Annotated in this window: 19 protein-coding genes; 15 read left to right on the forward strand and 4 right to left on the reverse strand. The window is 60.7% G+C overall.

Features of this window, described 5'->3' with window-relative positions; all coding sequences use genetic code 11:
• A complete protein-coding gene (locus C8K61_RS22940) occupies positions 1 to 1,854 on the reverse strand; it encodes a DUF4105 domain-containing protein (protein ID WP_108098625.1) in 1,854 nt (617 codons plus the stop codon).
• Positions 1,855 to 1,997: 143 nt separating this feature from the next.
• On the opposite strand from C8K61_RS22940, the gene C8K61_RS22945 reads away from it, so the two are divergent.
• From C8K61_RS22945 to C8K61_RS22960, 4 genes are all read left to right on the forward strand, one after another.
• A complete protein-coding gene (locus tag C8K61_RS22945; RefSeq protein WP_108098626.1) occupies positions 1,998 to 4,451 on the forward strand; it encodes a Lon protease family protein in 2,454 nt (817 codons plus the stop codon).
• Between the two features lie 188 nt (positions 4,452 to 4,639).
• A complete protein-coding gene (locus tag C8K61_RS22950; RefSeq protein ID WP_108098627.1) occupies positions 4,640 to 4,981 on the forward strand; it encodes a hypothetical protein in 342 nt (113 codons plus the stop codon).
• Positions 4,982 to 5,193: 212 nt separating this feature from the next.
• The gene (locus C8K61_RS22955; protein WP_108098628.1) at positions 5,194 to 5,682 is read left to right on the forward strand and encodes a TIGR00645 family protein; all 489 of its coding nucleotides are present in this window, start codon (positions 5,194 to 5,196) and stop codon (positions 5,680 to 5,682) included.
• Between the two features lie 71 nt (positions 5,683 to 5,753).
• The gene (locus C8K61_RS22960; RefSeq protein ID WP_108098629.1) at positions 5,754 to 6,380 is read left to right on the forward strand and encodes an FKBP-type peptidyl-prolyl cis-trans isomerase; all 627 of its coding nucleotides are present in this window, start codon (positions 5,754 to 5,756) and stop codon (positions 6,378 to 6,380) included.
• Between the two features lie 216 nt (positions 6,381 to 6,596).
• Here the strand turns inward: C8K61_RS22960 and C8K61_RS22965 are convergent, their stop codons facing one another.
• Positions 6,597 to 6,839, reverse strand: coding sequence for a hypothetical protein (locus C8K61_RS22965; RefSeq protein WP_108098630.1), 243 nt, complete (start codon positions 6,837 to 6,839; stop codon positions 6,597 to 6,599).
• Between the two features lie 142 nt (positions 6,840 to 6,981).
• The gene (locus tag C8K61_RS22970) at positions 6,982 to 7,950 is read right to left on the reverse strand and encodes a polyprenyl synthetase family protein (protein WP_108098631.1); all 969 of its coding nucleotides are present in this window, start codon (positions 7,948 to 7,950) and stop codon (positions 6,982 to 6,984) included.
• Positions 7,951 to 8,193: 243 nt separating this feature from the next.
• Between C8K61_RS22970 and rplU the strand changes: the two genes are divergently transcribed.
• The 5 genes from rplU to C8K61_RS22995 all read left to right on the forward strand — a co-directional run bounded on the left by rplU (position 8,194) and on the right by C8K61_RS22995 (position 11,891).
• Complete coding sequence (gene rplU, locus C8K61_RS22975) at positions 8,194 to 8,505, forward strand: 50S ribosomal protein L21 (protein ID WP_108098632.1); 312 nt, start codon at positions 8,194 to 8,196, stop codon at positions 8,503 to 8,505.
• A 37-nt stretch (positions 8,506 to 8,542) separates the two neighbouring features.
• Entirely contained in the window at positions 8,543 to 8,800 is a 258-nt protein-coding gene (gene rpmA / locus C8K61_RS22980; RefSeq protein WP_003205738.1) for a 50S ribosomal protein L27, read from the forward strand.
• A gap of 160 nt (positions 8,801 to 8,960) precedes the next feature.
• The gene (gene cgtA, locus C8K61_RS22985; RefSeq protein ID WP_108098633.1) at positions 8,961 to 10,184 is read left to right on the forward strand and encodes an Obg family GTPase CgtA; all 1,224 of its coding nucleotides are present in this window, start codon (positions 8,961 to 8,963) and stop codon (positions 10,182 to 10,184) included.
• A 91-nt stretch (positions 10,185 to 10,275) separates the two neighbouring features.
• The gene (proB, locus tag C8K61_RS22990; RefSeq protein WP_108098634.1) at positions 10,276 to 11,394 is read left to right on the forward strand and encodes a glutamate 5-kinase; all 1,119 of its coding nucleotides are present in this window, start codon (positions 10,276 to 10,278) and stop codon (positions 11,392 to 11,394) included.
• Positions 11,395 to 11,426: 32 nt separating this feature from the next.
• Positions 11,427 to 11,891 carry a CreA family protein gene (locus C8K61_RS22995; protein WP_108098635.1) on the forward strand — a complete coding sequence of 155 codons (465 nt, stop codon included), beginning with the start codon at positions 11,427 to 11,429 and terminating at the stop codon, positions 11,889 to 11,891.
• 102 nt (positions 11,892 to 11,993) lie between these two features.
• Here the strand turns inward: C8K61_RS22995 and rpsT are convergent, their stop codons facing one another.
• On the reverse strand, positions 11,994 to 12,272 hold the full coding sequence (gene rpsT, locus C8K61_RS23000) for a 30S ribosomal protein S20 (protein WP_108098636.1): 279 nt from the start codon (positions 12,270 to 12,272) through the stop codon (positions 11,994 to 11,996).
• Between the two features lie 255 nt (positions 12,273 to 12,527).
• On the opposite strand from rpsT, the gene murJ reads away from it, so the two are divergent.
• The 6 genes from murJ (at position 12,528) to ispH (ending at position 19,888) form a co-directional block, all read left to right on the forward strand.
• A complete protein-coding gene (gene murJ, locus C8K61_RS23005) occupies positions 12,528 to 14,072 on the forward strand; it encodes a murein biosynthesis integral membrane protein MurJ (RefSeq protein ID WP_108098637.1) in 1,545 nt (514 codons plus the stop codon).
• A 110-nt stretch (positions 14,073 to 14,182) separates the two neighbouring features.
• Entirely contained in the window at positions 14,183 to 15,121 is a 939-nt protein-coding gene (gene ribF, locus C8K61_RS23010) for a bifunctional riboflavin kinase/FAD synthetase (RefSeq protein ID WP_108098638.1), read from the forward strand.
• Between the two features lie 10 nt (positions 15,122 to 15,131).
• On the forward strand, positions 15,132 to 17,963 hold the full coding sequence (ileS, locus tag C8K61_RS23015; RefSeq protein ID WP_108098639.1) for an isoleucine--tRNA ligase: 2,832 nt from the start codon (positions 15,132 to 15,134) through the stop codon (positions 17,961 to 17,963).
• Positions 17,956 to 18,462 carry a signal peptidase II gene (lspA, locus tag C8K61_RS23020; RefSeq protein WP_108098640.1) on the forward strand — a complete coding sequence of 169 codons (507 nt, stop codon included), beginning with the start codon at positions 17,956 to 17,958 and terminating at the stop codon, positions 18,460 to 18,462. Before ileS ends, lspA begins: the two co-directional genes overlap by 8 nt.
• Complete coding sequence (locus tag C8K61_RS23025; protein WP_108098641.1) at positions 18,455 to 18,895, forward strand: peptidylprolyl isomerase; 441 nt, start codon at positions 18,455 to 18,457, stop codon at positions 18,893 to 18,895. Before lspA ends, C8K61_RS23025 begins: the two co-directional genes overlap by 8 nt.
• A gap of 48 nt (positions 18,896 to 18,943) precedes the next feature.
• Positions 18,944 to 19,888, forward strand: a complete 945-nt coding sequence (gene ispH, locus C8K61_RS23030) for a 4-hydroxy-3-methylbut-2-enyl diphosphate reductase (protein ID WP_108098642.1) — start codon at positions 18,944 to 18,946, stop codon at positions 19,886 to 19,888.
• Positions 19,889 to 19,945: the final 57 nt, after the last annotated feature.

A 19,945-nucleotide genomic window follows, 5' to 3' on the forward strand; every position in this document is an offset into this window, starting at 1 on the left:
TCAATAGTGGTACCACTTCAGCTCCAGGCTCACCTCGTTCTCAGGCGATGCCAGCTGGCTGAAGTCGCGCTTTGCTGACAAACGCAGCCCCAGGTTTCGCGAGATTTCCCATTGCTGGTTCAGGCTCAGGCTGCGCCGTACTTCGCCGCTGGTGAAGTAGTCGCCACGCGCTTCCAGGCTCAGGTTGCCCAGTGGGTTACGCCAGAGCAGGCCGCTGTTGAAGCCGGCCGCCGGTGTAATGAATGCGGCAAAATCACTGTTGTGTTCGATGCGCACGGTGCCGAGGGTGAAGCCCAGCAGGTCATCCGTCAGCGCCCAGGTGCCGCCCACGCCGCCATTCAAATGAGTGATCAGACGTTCGTCACCATCTTTTCCCAAGACCCGCTCCAGCCCACTCGCCACCTGCCAGGACCACGGCTGCAGCAGTTCGTTGCGCGGCGTCAGCGAGCGGATGTTGGCCAGATCGAGGTTCTGCAATTGCCAATGGTTGCCTTCGTATTGGCGCAGTTTCAGCTGCAGGATTTCGATCTGCGCGCCCAAGGGGAAACCGTAGAGGTTGTCGTTGAGGTCGTGATAGGCCATGCGCAGGCCGTACTCGGCGAAGGCACGATCATCACGGCTACCGGCGCCCAGTTGCCAGGTGCGCGACTCGTGGCCTTGTTCCGGCAGACCGGGGCGTTCCACCTCCAGCGCGGGCGGCGGGTTACGGTTGATGCTTTTCAGCAGGGCGTAACTGCGCTGGGCGCTGGCGCTGTCTCGTTCGCCGGCGGCGCTGCGGTAGCGTTGCAGGCGAAAGGCGGCGTCCTGAATCAGGGCCTGACGCTCGCGCGGCTGTTGCTGAAAGTCAGGGCTTTGCGCCTGCGCGGGATCGTCGGCCAATTGCAGGGCCCAGTGTTGTTCCTCGCCGGTTAGTGGCTGGGCACGTGCCAGCAGTTCCCGTTCACGCGAAGGGCGGTAATCGATACTGCTGACCAGGCCCGCCTCTTTCACCGCGCGCACGGTGTCGGTGGGGATCGCGGTGATGGGAAATTGCTCGGTCAGTTCGAGGCCGGGGCGGGCGATTTCCAGCAACTCCAGCAGTCGGAACGAGCAGTTTTCGTCGAAGAAGAAATAGTCGAAGCGGATCTGCTTGAGCTCCCACACGTGCTCGACCATCCGTGCGGTTTCTGCTTGCGTGAGGTTCAGGCGGTACTCCCACAGGTCGCGGTTTTCCAGGCTGCGGTATTCGGCGAGTTTTTCCCGGTAGGGCACCAGGGCGAACAACCCGGGGTAGCCGCCCATCAGGCCTTTCCAGGCGTACAGAATGCTGTTGTCCATGCCTTCGATAAAGGCGCCGAAGTTCAGCGCGTAACTGAGCAGGGCGGTGTTGTCGCTGTCGATGTCGGCCTGGTCGATGCGCAGCAAGGTGTGGCCGAACATCGACGAGGGGCTGTTGAGGTAGGCCGCTGGGAAAATCAGCACGGCGCTGTGCGGGGCGATGTCCTTGAACCAGGCGTTGAACTCGGCGCAGTCGGGCGTGGGCAGGTCACTGAGTTGCAGCTGTTCACGCAGCCAGCGGGTGCGCGCCGGGTACACGCATTGGGCATGTTTGTCGCCGCTGGTGGCAGGGGCGTAGAGGGCCTTGAGGGTGGCGGCCAACTCGGCGTCAGGGTGGTTTTCGCCATTCGGGGAGAGGAAAAAGCGTGGGTCATCTACATAACTTCGCCAGCCGCCGAACTTGCCGGTTTCGTAATGATTGAGGGCGATCCAGTACGGATCAAAGGCCAGCGCCTGCAGGCGTTCTTGAAGGACTGTGGGCGCGGCCTGGGCCAGACCGCCAACGCTTAAGGCCAGAGCGAATAAAGTCCGTTTCAAGGTGGTTGTTCTTCTTCTATAGCGGTGCACGGAGCTTTGTAGGGGAGGGCGATGGTGTCAAGGAAGAACGCCTTGCCAGACAGAATCGGCCGGCGCCAGAATGGCCGCGAACGATGACTGCCCATCTGAACTAAGGATTTTCGATGCCTGATCCCGTTGCCAATGGCCTTCGCTTGGCGCCCGACGCGCTAACCCGTCCCTTCGATCCTAGTCAGTTCAAGTTCACCATCACCGATGATCTGGAACCCTTCCGTGGTGTGCTCGGCCAGGAGCGTGCGGTGGAGGCCCTGCAGTTTGGCGTGGCCATGCCGCGCCCTGGCTACAACGTGTTTGTCATGGGCGAGCCGGGCACCGGCCGCTTCTCCTTCGTAAAACGCTACCTCAAGGCCGAAGGCAAACGCCTGGATACGCCGTCGGACTGGGTGTACGTCAACCACTTCGACGAAACCCGCGAACCCCGTGCCCTGGAATTGCCGCCCGGCACCGCGACGGCGTTTATCGCCGCTATCGAAGTGCTCATCGACAACCTGATGGCCACCTTTCCGGCGGTGTTCGAGCACCCGACCTATCAGCAGAAAAAAAGCGCCATCGACCGCGCGTTCAACCAGCGTTACGACCGCGCCCTGGACGTAATCGAGCGTCTGTCGCTGGAAAAGGAAATTGCCCTTTACCGCGACAACACCAATATCGCCTTCACTCCGATGAAAGACGGTAAGGCGCTGGACGAAGCCGAATTCGGCCAACTGCCGGAAGCCGAGCGCGAGCGCTATCACGCTGATATCTCGTCGCTGGAAGAGCGCCTGAATGAAGAACTGGCCAGCTTGCCGCAGTGGAAGCGTGAGTCGAGCAACCAGTTGCGCTACCTGAATGAAGAAACCATCACCCTCGGTCTGCAGCCGCTGCTCGGCCCGCTCTCGGAAAAGTACGCGGAGAACGCCGGCGTTTGCGCGTACCTGCAGGCGGTGCAGGTCAATCTGCTGAAGACCGTGGTCGAGCAGTTGGTGGATGTGGATAAGGTGGATGCCGAGGCGCGCAAGTTTCTGCAGGAGCAGTACTGCCCGAGCCTGGTGGTCGGCCACCACGCCAGCGGCGGCGCGCCGGTGGTGTTCGAGTCGCACCCGACTTATGACAACCTGTTCGGCCGTATCGAATACAGCACCGACCAGGGCGCGCTCTACACCAGCTACCGGCAACTACGCCCCGGTGCGTTGCACCGCGCCAACGGCGGCTTTTTGGTGCTGGAAGCGGAGAAGATGCTTGGTGAGCCGTTCGTGTGGGAAGCGCTCAAGCGCGCCCTGCAACAGCGCAAGCTGAAGATGGAATCGCCGTTGGGTGAGTTGGGCCGTTTGGCGACCGTTACCCTCACGCCGCAGGTCATCCCGCTCAGCATCAAGATCATCATCATCGGTTCGCGCCAGCTGTATTACGCGCTGCAGGACAACGATCCGGACTTCCAGGAGATGTTCCGCGTACTGGTCGACTTCGATGAAGACATTCCCCTGCACGACGACAGTCTGGAGCAGTTCGCCCAGTTGCTGAAAACCCGTACCTCGGAAGAGGGCATGGCGCCGCTGACCGCCGATGCGGTGGCGCGCCTGGCGACGTACAGCGCACGCCTGGCCGAACACCAGGGGCGCTTGTCGGCGCGCATCGGCGACTTGTTCCAACTGGTCAGCGAGGCAGACTTCATTCGCCAACTGGCCAACGACACGGTCACCGACGCCGGCCATATCGAACGTGCCCTGAAGGCCAAGGCCACCCGCACCGGGCGTGTGTCGGCGCGGATTCTCGACGACATGCTGGCCGGCATCATTCTGATCGACACCGCCGGCGCGGCTGTGGGTAAGTGCAACGGCCTGACGGTGCTGGAAGTGGGCGACTCCGCCTTTGGCGTGCCGGCGCGGATTTCCGCCACGGTTTACCCGGGCAATAGCGGCATCGTCGACATCGAACGTGAGGTCAACCTCGGTCAGCCGATTCACTCCAAAGGCGTGATGATTCTGACCGGCTACCTCGGCAGCCGTTATGCCCAGGAATTCCCCCTGGCGATTTCCGCCAGCATCGCCCTGGAGCAGTCCTACGGCTACGTGGACGGAGACAGCGCCTCCCTGGGCGAGGTGTGCACGCTGATCTCCGCCTTGTCGCGCACGCCGCTGAAACAGTGCTATGCGATCACCGGCTCGATCAACCAGTTCGGTGAAGTGCAGGCAGTCGGCGGTGTGAATGAAAAGATCGAGGGCTTCTTCCGACTCTGCGAAGCGCGCGGTCTGACCGGCGAACAGGGGGCGATCATTCCCCACGCCAACGTCGCCACCTTGATGCTTGATGAGCGGGTGCTGCAGGCAGTGCGTGCCGGGCTGTTCAACGTCTATGCCGTGCGCCAGGTGGACGAGGCGTTGGGGCTGTTGGTCGGTGAGGCGGTAGGCGAGGCGGACGAGAACGGTGAGTTCCCCGAAGGCAGCGTTAATGCACGGGTGGTCGAGCGGTTGCAGGAAATCGCCGAGATCGGTCTGGAGGAGGAAGAAGAGAAGGGCGTCGAGGCGGAAGCAGCGGCACTGTTGACCGGCAAAGCCGAGTCAAAAGCCGACGCCAAATAAGGTCGTGACTGCTCGATGGCTGGTCAGTCATTGAGCAGTTTCCTCGCGGCCACGGGGAATGGTGGCTGGACCTGCTTGCCCACGGTCCATCCACAGAGTTATCCACAGCTGGCGGGGATAACCTTGAGGCTTCCATCAGCCGCTTGACGGGCGTAGTCTGAACGCCAGACCTCGCGAGGGCCGCCGTCATGCCACGCAGCCTCTGCCTCACCCGTCATTGTCTTGGCCTGATCACCCGTATCGAATGTGTGATCCGCCCGCTGGCAGGCGAAAATGGCCTCTGGGTTCTCATCTGCGGCGCCGGCATGGCCGCTTCCCAGCCTTCCGCTATCAAGACGCAAGGCCCATTCCACGGGCCTCTGGTGGCCCAGGATGTGATGTCGGCAATCGCCGACAATCTCGCCGAACTCGGTTATACCCCTAGCGACGAACCTTCTATCTGGTGCCTGCACCTGCAGGCCGAATTGCGTCGGGTGAACGCCGAGCGGGGCCGCCATCTGGGTGATTGTCAGTTCCGGCCGGAAACTTAGAAGTCAGCATTGCTCAGCTTTTGAGCATTCCCCGCAAAGCCTGTCGCTGCGCTTGCTGGAGCCGTCTATCCGGAGGCCGTCCACAGAGTTATCCACAGAAGCTGTACATAACAAAATGTGGTGGTTTTGGCGGCTGCAGGCAGGGTAGGACGGCTTGTCTCGTCAAGTTCGCTGGGTATACTCGCGCTCACTTTTACCTGCTGTGAGCCATCATGGAACGCATTATTGAAAACGCGATGTACGCCTCCCGCTGGCTGCTGGCGCCGATCTACTTTGGTCTGTCGCTGGGGCTGCTGGCGCTGGCGCTGAAGTTCTTCCAGGAAATCTTCCACATCCTGCCGAATATCTTTGCCCTGGCTGAGTCCGAACTGATTCTGGTGCTGCTGTCGCTGATCGACATGGCGCTGGTCGGCGGCCTGCTGGTGATGGTGATGATCTCGGGTTACGAGAACTTCGTGTCGCAGTTGGATATCGACGAAGGCAAAGAGAAGCTCAACTGGCTGGGCAAGATGGACTCCAGCTCGTTGAAGATGAAGGTGGCGGCCTCCATCGTGGCGATTTCCTCCATTCACCTGCTGCGGGTGTTTATGGATGCCAAGAACATCGAGCCTGAATACCTGAAGTGGTACGTGATCATTCACATGACCTTCGTGGTCTCGGCCTTTGCCATGGGTTACCTGGACAAGCTGACCAAGCACTGACACGCATCGGCTCGCCAGGACTTGTGTGCTAGGCTGGCCGCCCTTTTTTTGGCCTCAGCGGAGTTAACGCCATGTCCGAACAGAATATCGACACCTTCACCACCGATGAGAGCCGAGTCAGCTACGGCATCGGCCGTCAGCTTGGCGACCAACTGCGCGACAACCCACCACCGGGCGTTAGCCTGGACGCGATCCTGGTCGGTCTGACCGACGCTTTCCGTGGCCACGCCAGCCGCGTCAGCCAGGAAGACATGTCCGCCAGCTTCAAGGTAATCCGCGAAATCATGCAGGCTGAAGCCGCTGCCAAAGCTGAAGCCGCTGCTGGCGAAGGCCGTGCCTTCCTGGCCGAAAACGCCAAGCGTGCCGGCATCGTGACCCTGGAATCCGGCCTGCAATACGAAGTGCTGACCGCCGGTGAAGGCGCCAAGCCAACCCGCGAAAGCACCGTGCGTACCCACTACCATGGCACCCTGACCGACGGTTCGGTGTTCGACAGCTCCTACGAGCGTGGCGAGCCAGCTGAATTCCCGGTGGGCGGCGTAATCGCCGGCTGGACCGAAGCCCTGCAACTGATGGGTACCGGCAGCAAATGGCGCCTGTACGTGCCGAGCGAACTGGCCTACGGCGGCCAGGCTGTCGGCAGCATCCCGCCGCACAGCGTGCTGGTGTTTGATGTAGAGCTCTTGGAAATTCTGTAAGAAACCTACTGCGCTCGGTTTAGCGGCGTTAAAAACAGGCTCGCAATGCTCATTGGCTACAGCCAATTCCGCTTGCTCGCCTGTTTTTGCCTTGCTACACCTTCGCTCGCTACGGTTTCAGCGGTTTGATGTTTCCCAGAAAACAAAAGGCCGAGAGTGAAAGCTCTCGGCCTTTTGCGTTCTACGGTTGAGTACTTCAAGGGCTGGAGTTCCCGATCAGTGCAGTTCAGAGGCCGGGCGCAGTGCGCGGGAGTAGCAGAACAGGAACAGGTTGCGCACCAACTCCTTGAGCACGGTCGGTTCGCTGGAGTTCAGGCCCGTGAGGTCGAGGTCGCCCTGTTCGCGTAATTCGTCCAGCGCTTCTTCTTCGAGTACGGCGCAAACCTTGCCGGTATCGCGGTGCAAAATGCGCAGGTAAGGGTGGGGGCGGTCCAGCCAAGCATCAATCAAATAGGTCATGGCTCATCTCCTTTTCTTGGTTTGATGAGAATAATTCCTATTGAGATAATAGCAAGGGCTAATTTGCGTGACGGCGGAGCGCCTTGATCGGCGGCAATAAAAAACCCGGCGCTGGGCCGGGCTTTTCAGTGTTGCGTGACTATCAGTGCGTACGGGCGACGGCGAATTCGCTTAGCTCAATCAGCGCTTCTTTATATTCACTGGCCGGCAGCACGTTCAGGCAGGCGATGGCGCGGGCAGCAAAGTCGCGGGCCTGGTTGGCGGTGTAGTCCAGCGCGCCAGACGCTCCTACGGCCGCGCGAATGCTTTCCAGGTCTTCGAGGCCACCTTTCTGGATGGCAGTGCGGACCAGGCTGGCCTGTTCTGCTGTGCCTTCGCGCATGGTGTAGATCAGCGGCAGGGTCGGTTTGCCTTCGGCCAGGTCGTCACCGACGTTCTTGCCCAGGGTTTCTGCATCACCACGGTAGTCGAGCAGGTCGTCCACCAGTTGGAAGGCCACGCCCAGGTTGTCACCGAAGGCCTGCAAGGCCGCGGATTGTTCTTCGGTCGCGCCAATCAACGCCGCAGCGCTGTGGGTCGAGGCTTCGAAGAGCATCGCGGTCTTGCCGCGGATGACTTCCATATAGGTTTCTTCGGTGGTGCTGGCGTCGCGTACTTTCGACAGCTGCAGCACTTCGCCCTCGGCGATCACGCGGGTGGCGCGCGAGAGAATCTGCATCACCGGCAGCGAGCCGAGCTCGACCATCATTTCGAACGAGCGGGAATAAAGGAAGTCGCCCACCAGTACGCTCGGTGCATTGCCCCACAGGGCGTTGGCGGTCGAGCGGCCACGACGCATGCCGGACATGTCGACGACGTCGTCATGCAGCAGGGTGGCGGTGTGCAGGAATTCGATGGTGGCAGCCAACAGACGCAGGTCATCACCGTGACCGCCCAGGGCTTTGCCGCAGAGCAGAACCAGCAGCGGGCGCAAGCGCTTGCCACCGGCGGAGATGATGTAGTCGCCTATTTTCTCTACCAGAGGAACGCGGGAGACCAGTTGTCGTCTGATAATGCCATCGACGGCGGTAAAATCATCCGCCACCACGTTATAGAAGGCCTGTGGTTGCATCAGTGACAAGTGCTCCTCGAAGGTTGCGCGGCATGCTAGGGGGCAGGTGGGAGGCTGTCAAGGCAAGCACTGCGGGTGCTTGCGCGCGGCTCAAGGCTTGCGTACAATCGCGGCCCCTGAACTTCCCTGGGCAGCACCTGCCTTACGCAATTGCAAGGGCGTCCTTCCGGCCCCAAGCAGCCATGCCAGCCGACGACTATTCCTATAAAGCGCTGGGTGAGCAGGATTTAACGGAGCAAAATTATGTACGCAGTAATTGTTACCGGTGGCAAGCAATACAAAGTCGCCGAAGGTGAATACCTCAAGATCGAAAAGCTCGAAATCGCCACTGGCGAAGCCGTAACTTTCGATCGCGTTCTGCTGATCGGCAATGGTGACGATGTAACTATCGGCGCACCAGTTGTTGAAGGCGCCAAAGTTGTAGCCGAAGTGATTGCACAAGGCCGCCACGACAAAGTGACCATCATCAAGTTCCGCCGTCGTAAGCACCACATGAAGCGTCAGGGCCACCGTCAGTGGTTCACTGAGATCAAAATCACTGGTATTTCGGCCTAATTTTTCGGCCCAAATCCATTTTTAGGAGAATTGACTCATGGCACACAAAAAAGCTGGTGGTAGTACCCGTAACGGTCGCGACTCAGAAGCTAAACGCCTTGGCGTGAAGATGTATGGCGGCCAGGCTATCAAAGCAGGCAACATCATCGTGCGTCAGCGCGGTACCCAATTCCACGCCGGTTACGGCGTTGGCATGGGTAAAGATCACACTCTGTTCGCTAAAGTCGAAGGCGTGATCAAGTTTGAAGTTAAAGGCGCCTTCGGTCGTCGTTACGTGAGCGTTATCGCGGCTTAATCGCGATGCTGCTGGAAAAGCCCTGTCTCGCGACGGGGCTTTTTTGTTTCTGAAAGCTTGAGGCTTTTGCAAAGTCATCCGGAAGCTGTTTCGCTGGGTTTTGCAAAAGTCTTATGTTCCTTGTGTTATCTAGCCCGCTATCGCGGCGGGAGGCGTGCCGATGAAATTCGTCGATGAAGTATCGATTTTTGTAAAAGCAGGTGATGGTGGCAACGGTTGCATGAGCTTCCGTCGCGAGAAGTTCATCGAGAACGGTGGACCGAACGGTGGCGATGGCGGCGACGGTGGTCATGTGTACATGGTCGCCGATGAAAACCTCAACACCCTGGTGGACTACCGCTACACCCGGCGTTTCGACGCCGAGCGTGGCTCCAACGGCGGCAGCGCCGATTGCACCGGTCGCAAGGGTGAAGACACCGTGCTGCGCGTGCCGGTCGGCACTACCATCATTGATGCGGCCACTCAGGACATCATTGGTGACCTGACCAAAGACGGTCAGCGCATCATGGTCGCCCACGGCGGCTGGCATGGCCTGGGCAACACCCGGTTCAAATCCAGTACCAATCGTGCGCCGCGTCAGACCACCCTGGGTAAGCCGGGTGACTCGCGCGACCTTAAGCTGGAACTGAAGGTGTTGGCAGACGTCGGTCTGCTGGGCTTGCCGAACGCCGGCAAGAGCACCTTCATTCGCTCGGTCTCTGCGGCCAAGCCAAAAGTGGCGGACTACCCGTTCACCACCTTGGTGCCGAACCTGGGCGTAGTCAGTGTTGATCGTTACAAGAGCTTCGTGGTTGCCGATATTCCGGGGTTGATCGAAGGTGCCTCCGATGGCGCCGGCCTGGGTATCCGTTTTCTCAAGCACTTGGCGCGTACCCGTCTGCTGCTGCACCTCGTCGACATGGCGCCGCTGGATCTGACCGATCCTGCTGAAGCAGCTGAAACCATCGTCTCCGAGCTGGGCAAGTTCAGCCCGGCGCTGGCTGAGCGTGATCGCTGGTTGGTACTGAACAAGTCCGACCAGATCCTGGAAGAGGAGCAAGAGGCTCGCATCAAGGAGATCACTGATCGCCTGGAGTGGACCGGTCCGGTTTATGTGATCTCGGCCATTGGTAAAGAAGGCACAGAAAAGCTCTGCTTCGATATCATGAAGTACCTCGAAGAGCGCTCGCTGCGCATCGCCGAAGAGCCGCAGTACGCGGCCGAACTGGCGGCGCTGGATCAGCGTATCGAAGACGAAGCTCGCGCCCAGCTGCAGGCACTGGACGACAAGCGTGCGTTGCGCCGCGCTGGCGTCAAGGTGGCCGGCAGCGAGGATAACGATGACGGCTTCTGGGATGAGGAAGACGACGATGATGGTCCAGAGATCATCTACGTCCGAGACTGAGTAAAACCACAACGCCGCTAATTAGCGGCGTTGTGCTGACTAATTCGCACGAGCGGCATGGCGCCGCTCTTCTGGCCAAGGTTGGATGACGATGCGGGACAAGGTGACTGGCGCGCAGCGCTGGGTGGTGAAGATCGGTAGTGCATTGCTGACCGCTGACGGGCGTGGCCTGGATCGTGGCGCAATGGCGGTGTGGGTCGAGCAGATGGTCGCGCTGCGTGAGGCGGGCGTCGAGCTGGTGCTGGTGTCCTCTGGTGCTGTGGCGGCGGGCATGAGTCGCCTGGGTTGGACGTCGCGCCCGAGTGCCATTCATGAGCTGCAGGCGGCCGCTGCGGTAGGGCAGATGGGCTTGGTGCAGGCCTGGGAGTCGAGCTTTGCGCAGCACGGCCGGCATACCGCGCAAATTCTCCTGACCCACGACGACCTGTCGGACCGCAAGCGCTACCTGAATGCGCGCAGCACCCTGCGTACCTTGGTCGATCTGGGTGCTATCCCGGTGATCAACGAAAACGACACCGTGGTCACCGACGAAATCCGCTTTGGCGACAACGACACCCTGGCGGCCTTGGTGGCCAACCTGGTGGAGGCTGATCTGTTGGTGATCCTTACCGACCGCGACGGCATGTTTGACGCTGACCCGCGCCACAATCCCGATGCGCAGTTGATCTACGAGGCGCGTGCCGATGATCCGGCGCTCGACGCTGTGGCGGGTGGTGTGGGTGGCGCGCTCGGTCGTGGCGGCATGCAAACCAAGCTGCGTGCGGCGCGGCTGGCGGCGCGCTCGGGCGCCCACACCATTATTGTTGGTGGTGCCATTGAGCAAGTGCTGGCGCGCCTCAAATCGGGCGAGCGTCTGGGCACCCTGCTGGCGCCAGAGCGTGGTCTGCTGGCGGCGCGCAAGCAGTGGCTGGCGGGCCATCTGCAAACCCGTGGCACCCTGCAGTTGGACGCGGGTGCGGTGAAAGCGCTGCTTGAAAGTCACAAGAGTCTGCTGCCGGTTGGCGTGAAAAGCGTGCAGGGCAATTTCCGTCGCGGCGAGATGGTGGTGTGTGTTGATCCGGAGGGTCGCGAGATCGCCCGTGGTCTGGCTAACTACAGTGCTGTCGAGGCGCAGAAAATTGTCGGCCAGCCATCGGACGCCATCGAGCGTCTGCTGGGCTATGTCGACGAGCCTGAGCTGGTGCATCGCGACAACCTGATTCTGGTTTAGGTGCGCCCAATCGCTGTAACGGAGAGAGTGCGATGCGAATGATCAAAGGGATGTTGGGTGCGTTGCTGCTGCCCTTGGCGATGGCGGCATCGGCCGAAGAAATCGGCCAGGTGTCGACGGTATTCAAATGGGTGGGGCCGAACGACAAGATCGTTGTCGAGGCCTTCGATGACCCGAAAGTGGAGGGCGTGACCTGCTATCTGTCGCGCGCCAAGACCGGTGGCGTGAAGGGTGGCTTGGGTTTGGCGGAGGATCGCGCTGAGGCGTCGATTGCTTGCCGTCAGGTCGGGCCGATCCATGTTCCCGACAATCTGAAAGATGGCGAGGAAGTGTTCAAAGAGCGCACCTCGCTGGTGTTCAAGACCATGCAGGTGGTGCGGTTCTTCGACAAGAAGCGCAATACCCTGGTGTACCTGGTCTATAGCGATCGCGTGATCGAGGGTAGTCCGCAGAATGCGGTGACCGCCATTCCGATCCTGCCCTGGGCGCAGCAGTAAGAATAAAAAAGGCGAACCGTGAGGGTCGCCTTTTTTGTTTGTCCGCTTTTTAGCAGGCAATAAAAAACCGGCCCTTGGGCCGGTCTTTTCAACGCATCACACTTAGGCAGCAGCGGCTTGGCTGAGATCCTTGATGTGACCGTTCAGGCGGCTCTTATGACGAGCTGCTTTGTTCTTGTGGATGATGCCTTTGTCGGCCATACGGTCGATTACAGGCACAGCCAGAACGTACGCTTTCTGAGCAAGTTCGAGGTCTTTGGCGTCAATAGCCTTGACCACGTTCTTGATGTAGGTACGAACCATGGAGCGCAGGCTGGCGTTATGGCTACGACGCTTCTCAGCCTGTTTAGCGCGTTTTTTGGCAGAAGGTGTATTGGCCACCGTCGAGCTCCTTGAAACTTTGAGGAAATGACTAAACAAATAAGGCCGCGAATCATGCCGATGTGACGATGGCTTGTCAAGCGCGGTTCAGCCTTGCTGATGTTAGATCGACCAGCAGTCCGACCAGCGTACCCAACTCGTGTGGGTGATTTATTTGCCAGCCGGTTCTACACTCGCCGCCTTTGCCTTGCGGCCTACAGCGCAGCGCCGTGATTTCGGTGGCGCAGCATACTTGATGCGGTAGAAACGAGCGTTATGAATTTACTCAAGTCGCTGGCTGCGGTCAGCTCGATGACCATGTTGTCCCGGGTGCTTGGCTTTGTTCGCGACACCATCGTGGCGCGGATTTTCGGCGCGGGCATGGCCACCGATGCCTTTTTCGTTGCCTTCAAATTGCCTAACCTGCTGCGCCGGATCTTTGCCGAAGGCGCGTTCTCCCAGGCGTTTGTGCCGATTCTGGCGGAATACAAAACCCAGCAGGGCGAGGAGGCGACGCGCACCTTTATTGCCTACGTTTCCGGCCTGCTGACTCTGGTATTGGCGGTGGTCACCGCGCTGGGCATGCTCGCTGCACCCTGGGTTATCTGGGTGACGGCGCCGGGCTTTGTCGATTCGCCGGAAAAGTTCGAGCTGACCTCGTCCCTGTTGCGGGTGACCTTTCCTTATATATTGCTGATCTCGCTGGCCTCACTGGCCGGCGCGATTCTCAATACCTGGAACCGCTTCTCGGTGCCGGCCTTTGTGCCGACCTTGCTTAACATCAGCATGATTGTCTTCGCTCTGTTCCTTACGCCGTATTTCAGCCCGCCGGTGATGGCGCTCGGTTGGGCGGTGTTGGTCGGCGGCCTGCTGCAGTTGCTCTATCAGCTGCCGCACCTGAAAAAGATCGGCATGCTCGTGCTGCCGCGGCTGAATCTGCGTGATGCCGGCGTATGGCGGGTCATGAAGCAAATGGGGCCGGCGATTCTCGGTGTTTCGGTCAGCCAGATTTCGCTGATCATCAACACCATCTTCGCCTCGTTCCTGGTGGCCGGTTCGGTGTCGTGGATGTACTACGCCGACCGTCTGATGGAGCTGCCGTCCGGCGTGCTGGGTGTGGCCTTGGGCACGATCCTCCTGCCAGCCCTGTCGCGCAGCTTCTCAAGCAAAAACACCGAAGAGTATTCGCGTCTGATGGATTGGGGCTTGCGCCTGTGCTTCCTGCTGGCTCTGCCATGCGCGTTGGCGTTGGCGATCATTTCCGAGCCGCTGACGGTGTCGCTGTTCCAGTACGGCAAGTTCAGCGCCCATGATGCGCAGATGACCCAGTTCGCCTTGATTGCCTACGCGGTCGGCTTGCTCGGCATCATTCTGGTCAAGGTGCTGGCCCCCGGCTTCTATGCGCGGCAGAACATCGCCACGCCGGTGCGCATCGCCCTGGTAACCCTGGCCGCTACGCAACTGATGAACCTGCTGTTTTTCTTTACCCTGCCGTACCCTCACGCCGGTTTGGCGCTGTCCATCGGCCTGGCGGCCTGCCTGAATGCCGGTCTGTTGTTCTGGCAATTGCGCAAGCAACAGCTGTTCACCCCGCAACCGGGCTGGGGTGTGTTCCTCGCCAAGCTGGTGGCAGCGGTGCTGGTGATGGCGGCGGTGCTGGTGGGCTTGATGTGCTGGATGCCGGCCTGGGATCAGGGCGACATGCTGATTCGTCTGCTGCGCCTGGGTGCTTTGGTGGCGGTCGGTATTGCTGCCTACTTTGGTGTGCTGCTGTTGCTGGGCTTTCGCCTGCGTGATTTTGCCCGCCGTTCGCTGGCCTGATCGCGGGCGAAGTCGATCATTTTTTAACCGCTACATACACGACGGCTGTCGCCTGTTGTCTGGCGTCGGGTGTGCGTATAATCGGCCACTTTGTGAGCAAGAAGCGTCCTATGCAGCTGGTTCGAGGGCTTCAAAACTTGCGGCCCCAGCATCGGGGCTGTGTTGCCACTATCGGCAATTTTGACGGCGTGCACCGTGGCCACCAGGCCATCCTGGCGCGGCTGCGCGAGCGTGCGGACGAATTGGGCGTGCCCAGCTGTGTGGTGATTTTCGAGCCGCAACCGCGTGAATTTTTTGGCCCCGACACCGCGCCGCCGCGCCTGACGCGGTTGCGCGACAAGCTGGCCCTGTTCGCCGCCGCTGGCGTGGACCGCGTGTTGTGCCTGTCCTTCAACCGCCGTTTGCGTGAGCTCAGCGCCGCCGAGTTCGTCCATACCGTGCTGGTGCAAGGCCTCGGCGTGCAACACCTGGAAGTCGGCGACGATTTCCGCTTCGGTTGCGACCGGGCCGGTGACTTCGCGTTTCTGCAGCAAGCCGCCGTAGTCGAAGGATTTACCCTGGAAGCCGCCAGCACCGTTGAAATCGACGGCCTGCGGGTAAGCAGTACGCGAGTTCGTGAGTCGCTGGCAGCCGCCGACTTCCCTCTGGCCGAGCGCCTGTTGGGCCGGCCCTTCCAGATTTCCGGGCGGGTGTTGCATGGGCAGAAGCTGGCCCGCCAGTTCGGTACGCCGACGGCCAACGTACAACTCAAACGTCGTCGTGTGCCGTTGACCGGGGTGTACCTGGTCACCGTCGAACTCGACGGCCAACCCTGGCCCGGCGCCGCCAATATTGGCGTGCGGCCGACGGTGCAGGGCGACGGTAGCGCACACCTGGAAGTGCATCTTTTAGATTTTGTCGGCGATCTGTATGGCCGACGTTTGACGGTGGCATTCCACCACAAGCTGCGTGATGAGCAGCGTTTCGCCTCTCTGGAGGCGCTGAAGACGGCGATACACGCGGATGTCGCCGCCGCCCGTGCCCTATGGCAGGGTCAACCGCTTAAGTGAAGAGCCTGAGATGACCGACTACAAAGCCACGCTGAACCTTCCTGATACCGCCTTCCCAATGAAGGCCGGCCTGCCACAGCGCGAACCGCAGATTCTGCAGCGCTGGGACAGCATTGGCCTGTATCAGAAGCTGCGCGAGATTGGTAAGGATCGGCCCAAGTTCGTGCTGCACGACGGCCCGCCCTATGCCAACGGCAATATTCACATCGGTCACGCGGTAAACAAGATTCTCAAAGACATGATCGTGCGCTCGAAAACCCTCTCCGGGTTCGACGCGCCGTACGTGCCGGGTTGGGACTGCCACGGCCTGCCGATCGAGCACAAGGTCGAAGTCACCCACGGCAAGAACCTGCCCGCGGATAAAACCCGCGAGCTGTGCCGCGCCTATGCCGCTGAACAGGTGGAAGGGCAGAAAGTTGAGTTCATCCGCCTGGGCGTGCTCGGCGACTGGGCCAACCCCTACAAAACCATGGACTTTGCCAACGAAGCCGGCGAGATCCGCGCCCTGGCCGAAATGGTCAAAGGCGGTTTCGTGTTCAAAGGCCTGAAGCCGGTGAACTGGTGCTTCGACTGCGGCTCGGCCCTGGCGGAAGCGGAAGTCGAATACCAGGACAAGAAGTCCTCGACCATCGACGTCGCCTTCCCGATTGCCGACGAGGCCAAACTGGCCGCCGCTTTCGGCCTGCCGACGCTGAGCAAACCTGCTGCCATCGTGATCTGGACCACCACCCCGTGGACCATCCCGGCCAACCAGGCGCTCAACGTTCACCCGGAATTCACCTATGCCCTGGTCGACGTCGGCGACAAGCTGCTGATCCTCGCTGAAGAGCTGGTCGAAGCCTGCCTGACCCGTTACGGCCTGCAAGGCTCGGTCATCGCCACCGCCCAAGGCGCGGCGCTGGACCTGATCAACTTCCGTCACCCGTTCTACGACCGCCTCTCGCCGGTATATCTGGCCGAGTACGTCGAGCTGGGCGCCGGTACCGGCGTGGTGCACTCGGCACCTGCCTACGGCGAGGACGACTTCGTCACCTGCAAGCGCTACGGCATGGTCAACGACGACATCCTCACGCCGGTGCAGAGCAACGGCGTGTACGTCGAATCGCTGCCGTTCTTCGGCGGCCAGTTCATCTGGAAAGCCAACCCGGCCATCGTCGAGAAACTCAGCGAAGTCGGCGCGCTGATGCACACCGAAACCATCAGCCACAGCTACATGCACTGCTGGCGCCACAAGTCGCCGCTGATCTACCGCGCCACTGCGCAGTGGTTCGTCGGCATGGACAAGCAGCCGAACACCGGCAACACCCTGCGTCAGCGCGCGGTGAAAGCCATCGAAGACACCCAGTTCGTCCCGGCCTGGGGCCAGGCGCGTCTGCACTCGATGATCGCCAACCGTCCGGACTGGTGCATCTCCCGTCAGCGCAACTGGGGTGTGCCGATTCCGTTCTTCCTCGATAAAGCCACCGGTGAGCTGCACCCGCGCACCGTCGAGCTGATGGAAGAAGTGGCCAAGCGCGTTGAACAGGAAGGCATCGAAGCCTGGTTCAAGCTCGACGCCGCCGAGCTGCTCGGTGACGAAGCCGGCAACTACGACAAGATCAGCGACACCCTCGACGTCTGGTTCGACTCCGGCACCACCCACTGGCATGTGCTGCGTGGCTCGCACCCGATGGGCCACGAGTCCGGCCCACGCGCCGACCTGTACCTGGAAGGTTCCGACCAACACCGCGGCTGGTTCCACTCGTCCTTGCTGACCGGTTGCATGCTGGACGACCACGCGCCGTACCGCGAGCTGCTGACCCACGGCTTCACCGTGGACGAGAGCGGCCGCAAGATGTCGAAATCGCTGGGCAACGTCATCGCCCCGCAGAAGGTCAACGACACCCTGGGCGCCGACATCATGCGTCTGTGGGTTTCGGCCACCGACTACTCCGGCGAAATGGCGGTTTCCGAGCAGATTCTGCAGCGCAGCGCCGATGCCTATCGCCGCATCCGTAACACCGCGCGTTTCCTGCTTTCCAACCTCAGCGGCTTCAACCCGGCCACCGACTTGCTGCCAGCCGAAGACATGCTGGCCCTGGACCGTTGGGCGGTGGACCGTGCCTTGCTGCTGCAAAACGAACTGCAAGAGCACTACGGCGAATACCGCTTCTGGAACGTCTACTCCAGGGTGCACAACTTCTGCGTGCAGGAGCTGGGCGGCTTCTACCTGGACATCATCAAAGACCGTCAGTACACCACCGCCAGCGACAGCCAGGCGCGTCGTTCCTGCCAAACCGCGTTGTTCCACATCGCCGAAGCGCTGGTGCGCTGGATCGCACCGATCCTCGCCTTCACCGCAGACGAGCTGTGGGAATACCTGCCCGGCGAGCGCAACGAATCGGTAATGCTTAACACCTGGTACGAAGGCCTCACCGCCTTGCCGGAAGGCTTCGAGCTGGACCGCGCTTACTGGGATCGCGTGATGGCCGTGAAAGTCGCGGTCAATAAAGAGATGGAAGTTCAGCGCGCGGCCAAGGCCATCGGTGGCAACCTGCAAGCCGAAGTCACCCTGTACGCCGAAGACGCGCTGGTCAGCGACCTGAACAAGCTTAGCAACGAGCTGCGTTTCGTCCTGATCACCTCGACAGCTGCCGTTGCCCCGTTCGCCAGTGCGCCAGCTGATGCTGTGGTCACCGAAGTGGCCGGCCTGAAACTGAAAGTAGTGAAATCAGCCCACGCCAAGTGCGCGCGCTGCTGGCACTGCCGTGAAGACGTTGGTGTGAACCCGGAGCACCCGGAAATCTGCGGTCGCTGCGTCGACAACATCAGCGGTGCGGGCGAGGTTCGTCACTATGCCTAATGCTCGCTTTGGCCGACTGAGTCTGTTGTGGATAAGCCTGCTGGTGCTGATTGCCGATCAGGCCACCAAGCTCTACTTCGAAACCAACCTGAGCCTGTACCAGCAGATCGTGGTCATTCCCGACCTGTTCAGCTGGACCCTGGCCTACAACACCGGCGCCGCCTTCAGCTTCCTCGCCGACAGCTCCGGCTGGCAGCGCTGGCTGTTCGCCCTGATCGCCATTGTCGTCAGCGCCACCTTGGTGGTCTGGCTCAAGCGCCTGAAGGCCGACGAAACCTGGCTGGCGATTGCCCTGGCACTGGTGCTCGGCGGCGCGCTGGGTAACCTGTACGACCGCATTGTGCTGGGCCACGTCATCGATTTTATCTTTGTCCACTGGAAAGACGTTTGGCGCTTTCCAGCCTTCAATATCGCCGACAGCGCCATCAGCGTGGGCGCGGTATTGCTGGCCCTGGACATGTTCAAAAGCAAGAAATCCGGAGAGCCCGCCCATGACTGAAGACGTACGTATTGGCCCGGACAAGGAAGTAACCCTGCACTTCGCCCTGAACCTGGAAAACGGTGACGTGGTGGACAGCACCTTCGACAAGAAACCGGCCACCTTCAAAGTCGGCGACGGCAACCTGTTACCCGGTTTCGAAGCCGCCCTGTTCGGCCTCAAAGCCGGCGACAAACGCACCCTGCAAGTGGAACCGGAACATGGCTTCGGCCAACCGAACCCGCAGAACGTGCAAGTGATGCCGCGCTCGCAGTTCGAAGGCATGGAGCTGTCCGAAGGCCTGCTGGTGATCTTCAACGACGCCGCCAACACCGAGCTGCCCGGCGTGGTCAAAGCCTTTGATGACAGCCAGGTCACCATCGACTTCAACCACCCGCTGGCCGGCAAAACCCTGAGCTTTCAGGTGGACATCATCGAGGTCAAACCGGCCTGATCGGCCGGTTGCCCTGCACCTGCCTTCGGGGCGGATGAGGACGAACGTATGCAAATCAAACTCGCCAACCCCCGCGGTTTCTGCGCCGGTGTTGATCGCGCGATCGAAATCGTCAACCGCGCCCTGGAAGTGTTCGGTCCGCCGATCTACGTGCGCCACGAAGTGGTCCACAACAAATTCGTGGTCGAAGACCTGCGCGCCCGCGGCGCCATTTTCGTCGAAGAACTGGATCAGGTGCCCGACAACGTCATCGTCATCTTCAGCGCCCACGGCGTTTCCCAAGCCGTGCGCAAAGAAGCCGAAGCCCGTGGCCTGAAAGTCTTCGACGCCACCTGCCCGCTGGTGACCAAAGTGCACATCGAAGTCGCCCGCTACAGCCGCGACGGCCGCGAATGCATCCTCATCGGCCACGCCGGCCACCCGGAAGTCGAAGGCACCATGGGCCAATACGACGCCAGCAACGGCGGCGCCATCTACCTGGTGGAAGACGAAACCGACGTTGCCAACCTGCAAGTACGCAACCCGGAATCCCTGGCCTTCGTCACCCAGACCACCCTGTCCATGGACGACACCAGCCGCGTCATCGACGCCCTGCGCAGCCGTTTCCCCAGCATTGGCGGCCCACGCAAAGACGACATCTGCTACGCCACCCAGAATCGCCAGGACGCCGTCAAACAGCTGGCCAGCGAGAGCGATGTGGTGTTGGTGGTCGGTAGCCCGAACAGCTCCAACTCCAATCGTTTGCGCGAACTCTCCGAGCGGTTGGGTACTCCGGCTTACCTGATTGATGGTGCTGAGGACCTGCAGCAGGGATGGTTTGCAGGCGCGGCGCGTATCGGCATCACAGCAGGGGCTTCGGCGCCGGAAGTGTTGGTGCTGGGCGTGGTGCAGAAGCTCAGAGAGTGGGGCGCTACCGGTGCTGAAGAGCTGGATGGGCGGCCGGAGAATGTGACGTTTTCGATGCCTAAGGAATTGCGGGTTAAGGCGATTTGAGGCGGTAGCGTTAAATCTACTGGATATAAAAAAGGCCACTTCGATGAAGTGGCCTTT

The organism is Pseudomonas sp. GV071 (assembly GCF_003050835.1).
Classification (GTDB): Bacteria; Pseudomonadota; Gammaproteobacteria; order Pseudomonadales; family Pseudomonadaceae; genus Aquipseudomonas.

Bases quoted from the DNA above. Each gene is read 5' to 3' on its own strand.
- C8K61_RS22945 (WP_108098626.1), top strand. From the start codon at position 1,998: ATGCCTGATCCCGTTGCCAATGGCCTTCGCTTGGCGCCCGACGCGCTA.
- C8K61_RS22950 (WP_108098627.1), top strand. From the start codon at position 4,640: ATGCCACGCAGCCTCTGCCTCACCCGTCATTGTCTTGGCCTGATCACC.
- C8K61_RS22955 (WP_108098628.1), top strand. From the start codon at position 5,194: ATGGAACGCATTATTGAAAACGCGATGTACGCCTCCCGCTGGCTGCTG.
- C8K61_RS22960 (WP_108098629.1), top strand. From the start codon at position 5,754: ATGTCCGAACAGAATATCGACACCTTCACCACCGATGAGAGCCGAGTC.
- C8K61_RS22965 (WP_108098630.1), bottom strand. From the start codon at position 6,839: ATGACCTATTTGATTGATGCTTGGCTGGACCGCCCCCACCCTTACCTG.
- C8K61_RS22970 (WP_108098631.1), bottom strand. From the start codon at position 7,950: ATGCAACCACAGGCCTTCTATAACGTGGTGGCGGATGATTTTACCGCC.
- rplU (WP_108098632.1), top strand. From the start codon at position 8,194: ATGTACGCAGTAATTGTTACCGGTGGCAAGCAATACAAAGTCGCCGAA.
- rpmA (WP_003205738.1), top strand. From the start codon at position 8,543: ATGGCACACAAAAAAGCTGGTGGTAGTACCCGTAACGGTCGCGACTCA.
- cgtA (WP_108098633.1), top strand. From the start codon at position 8,961: ATGAAATTCGTCGATGAAGTATCGATTTTTGTAAAAGCAGGTGATGGT.
- proB (WP_108098634.1), top strand. From the start codon at position 10,276: ATGCGGGACAAGGTGACTGGCGCGCAGCGCTGGGTGGTGAAGATCGGT.
- C8K61_RS22995 (WP_108098635.1), top strand. From the start codon at position 11,427: ATGCGAATGATCAAAGGGATGTTGGGTGCGTTGCTGCTGCCCTTGGCG.
- murJ (WP_108098637.1), top strand. From the start codon at position 12,528: ATGAATTTACTCAAGTCGCTGGCTGCGGTCAGCTCGATGACCATGTTG.
- ribF (WP_108098638.1), top strand. From the start codon at position 14,183: ATGCAGCTGGTTCGAGGGCTTCAAAACTTGCGGCCCCAGCATCGGGGC.
- ileS (WP_108098639.1), top strand. From the start codon at position 15,132: ATGACCGACTACAAAGCCACGCTGAACCTTCCTGATACCGCCTTCCCA.
- lspA (WP_108098640.1), top strand. From the start codon at position 17,956: ATGCCTAATGCTCGCTTTGGCCGACTGAGTCTGTTGTGGATAAGCCTG.
- C8K61_RS23025 (WP_108098641.1), top strand. From the start codon at position 18,455: ATGACTGAAGACGTACGTATTGGCCCGGACAAGGAAGTAACCCTGCAC.
- ispH (WP_108098642.1), top strand. From the start codon at position 18,944: ATGCAAATCAAACTCGCCAACCCCCGCGGTTTCTGCGCCGGTGTTGAT.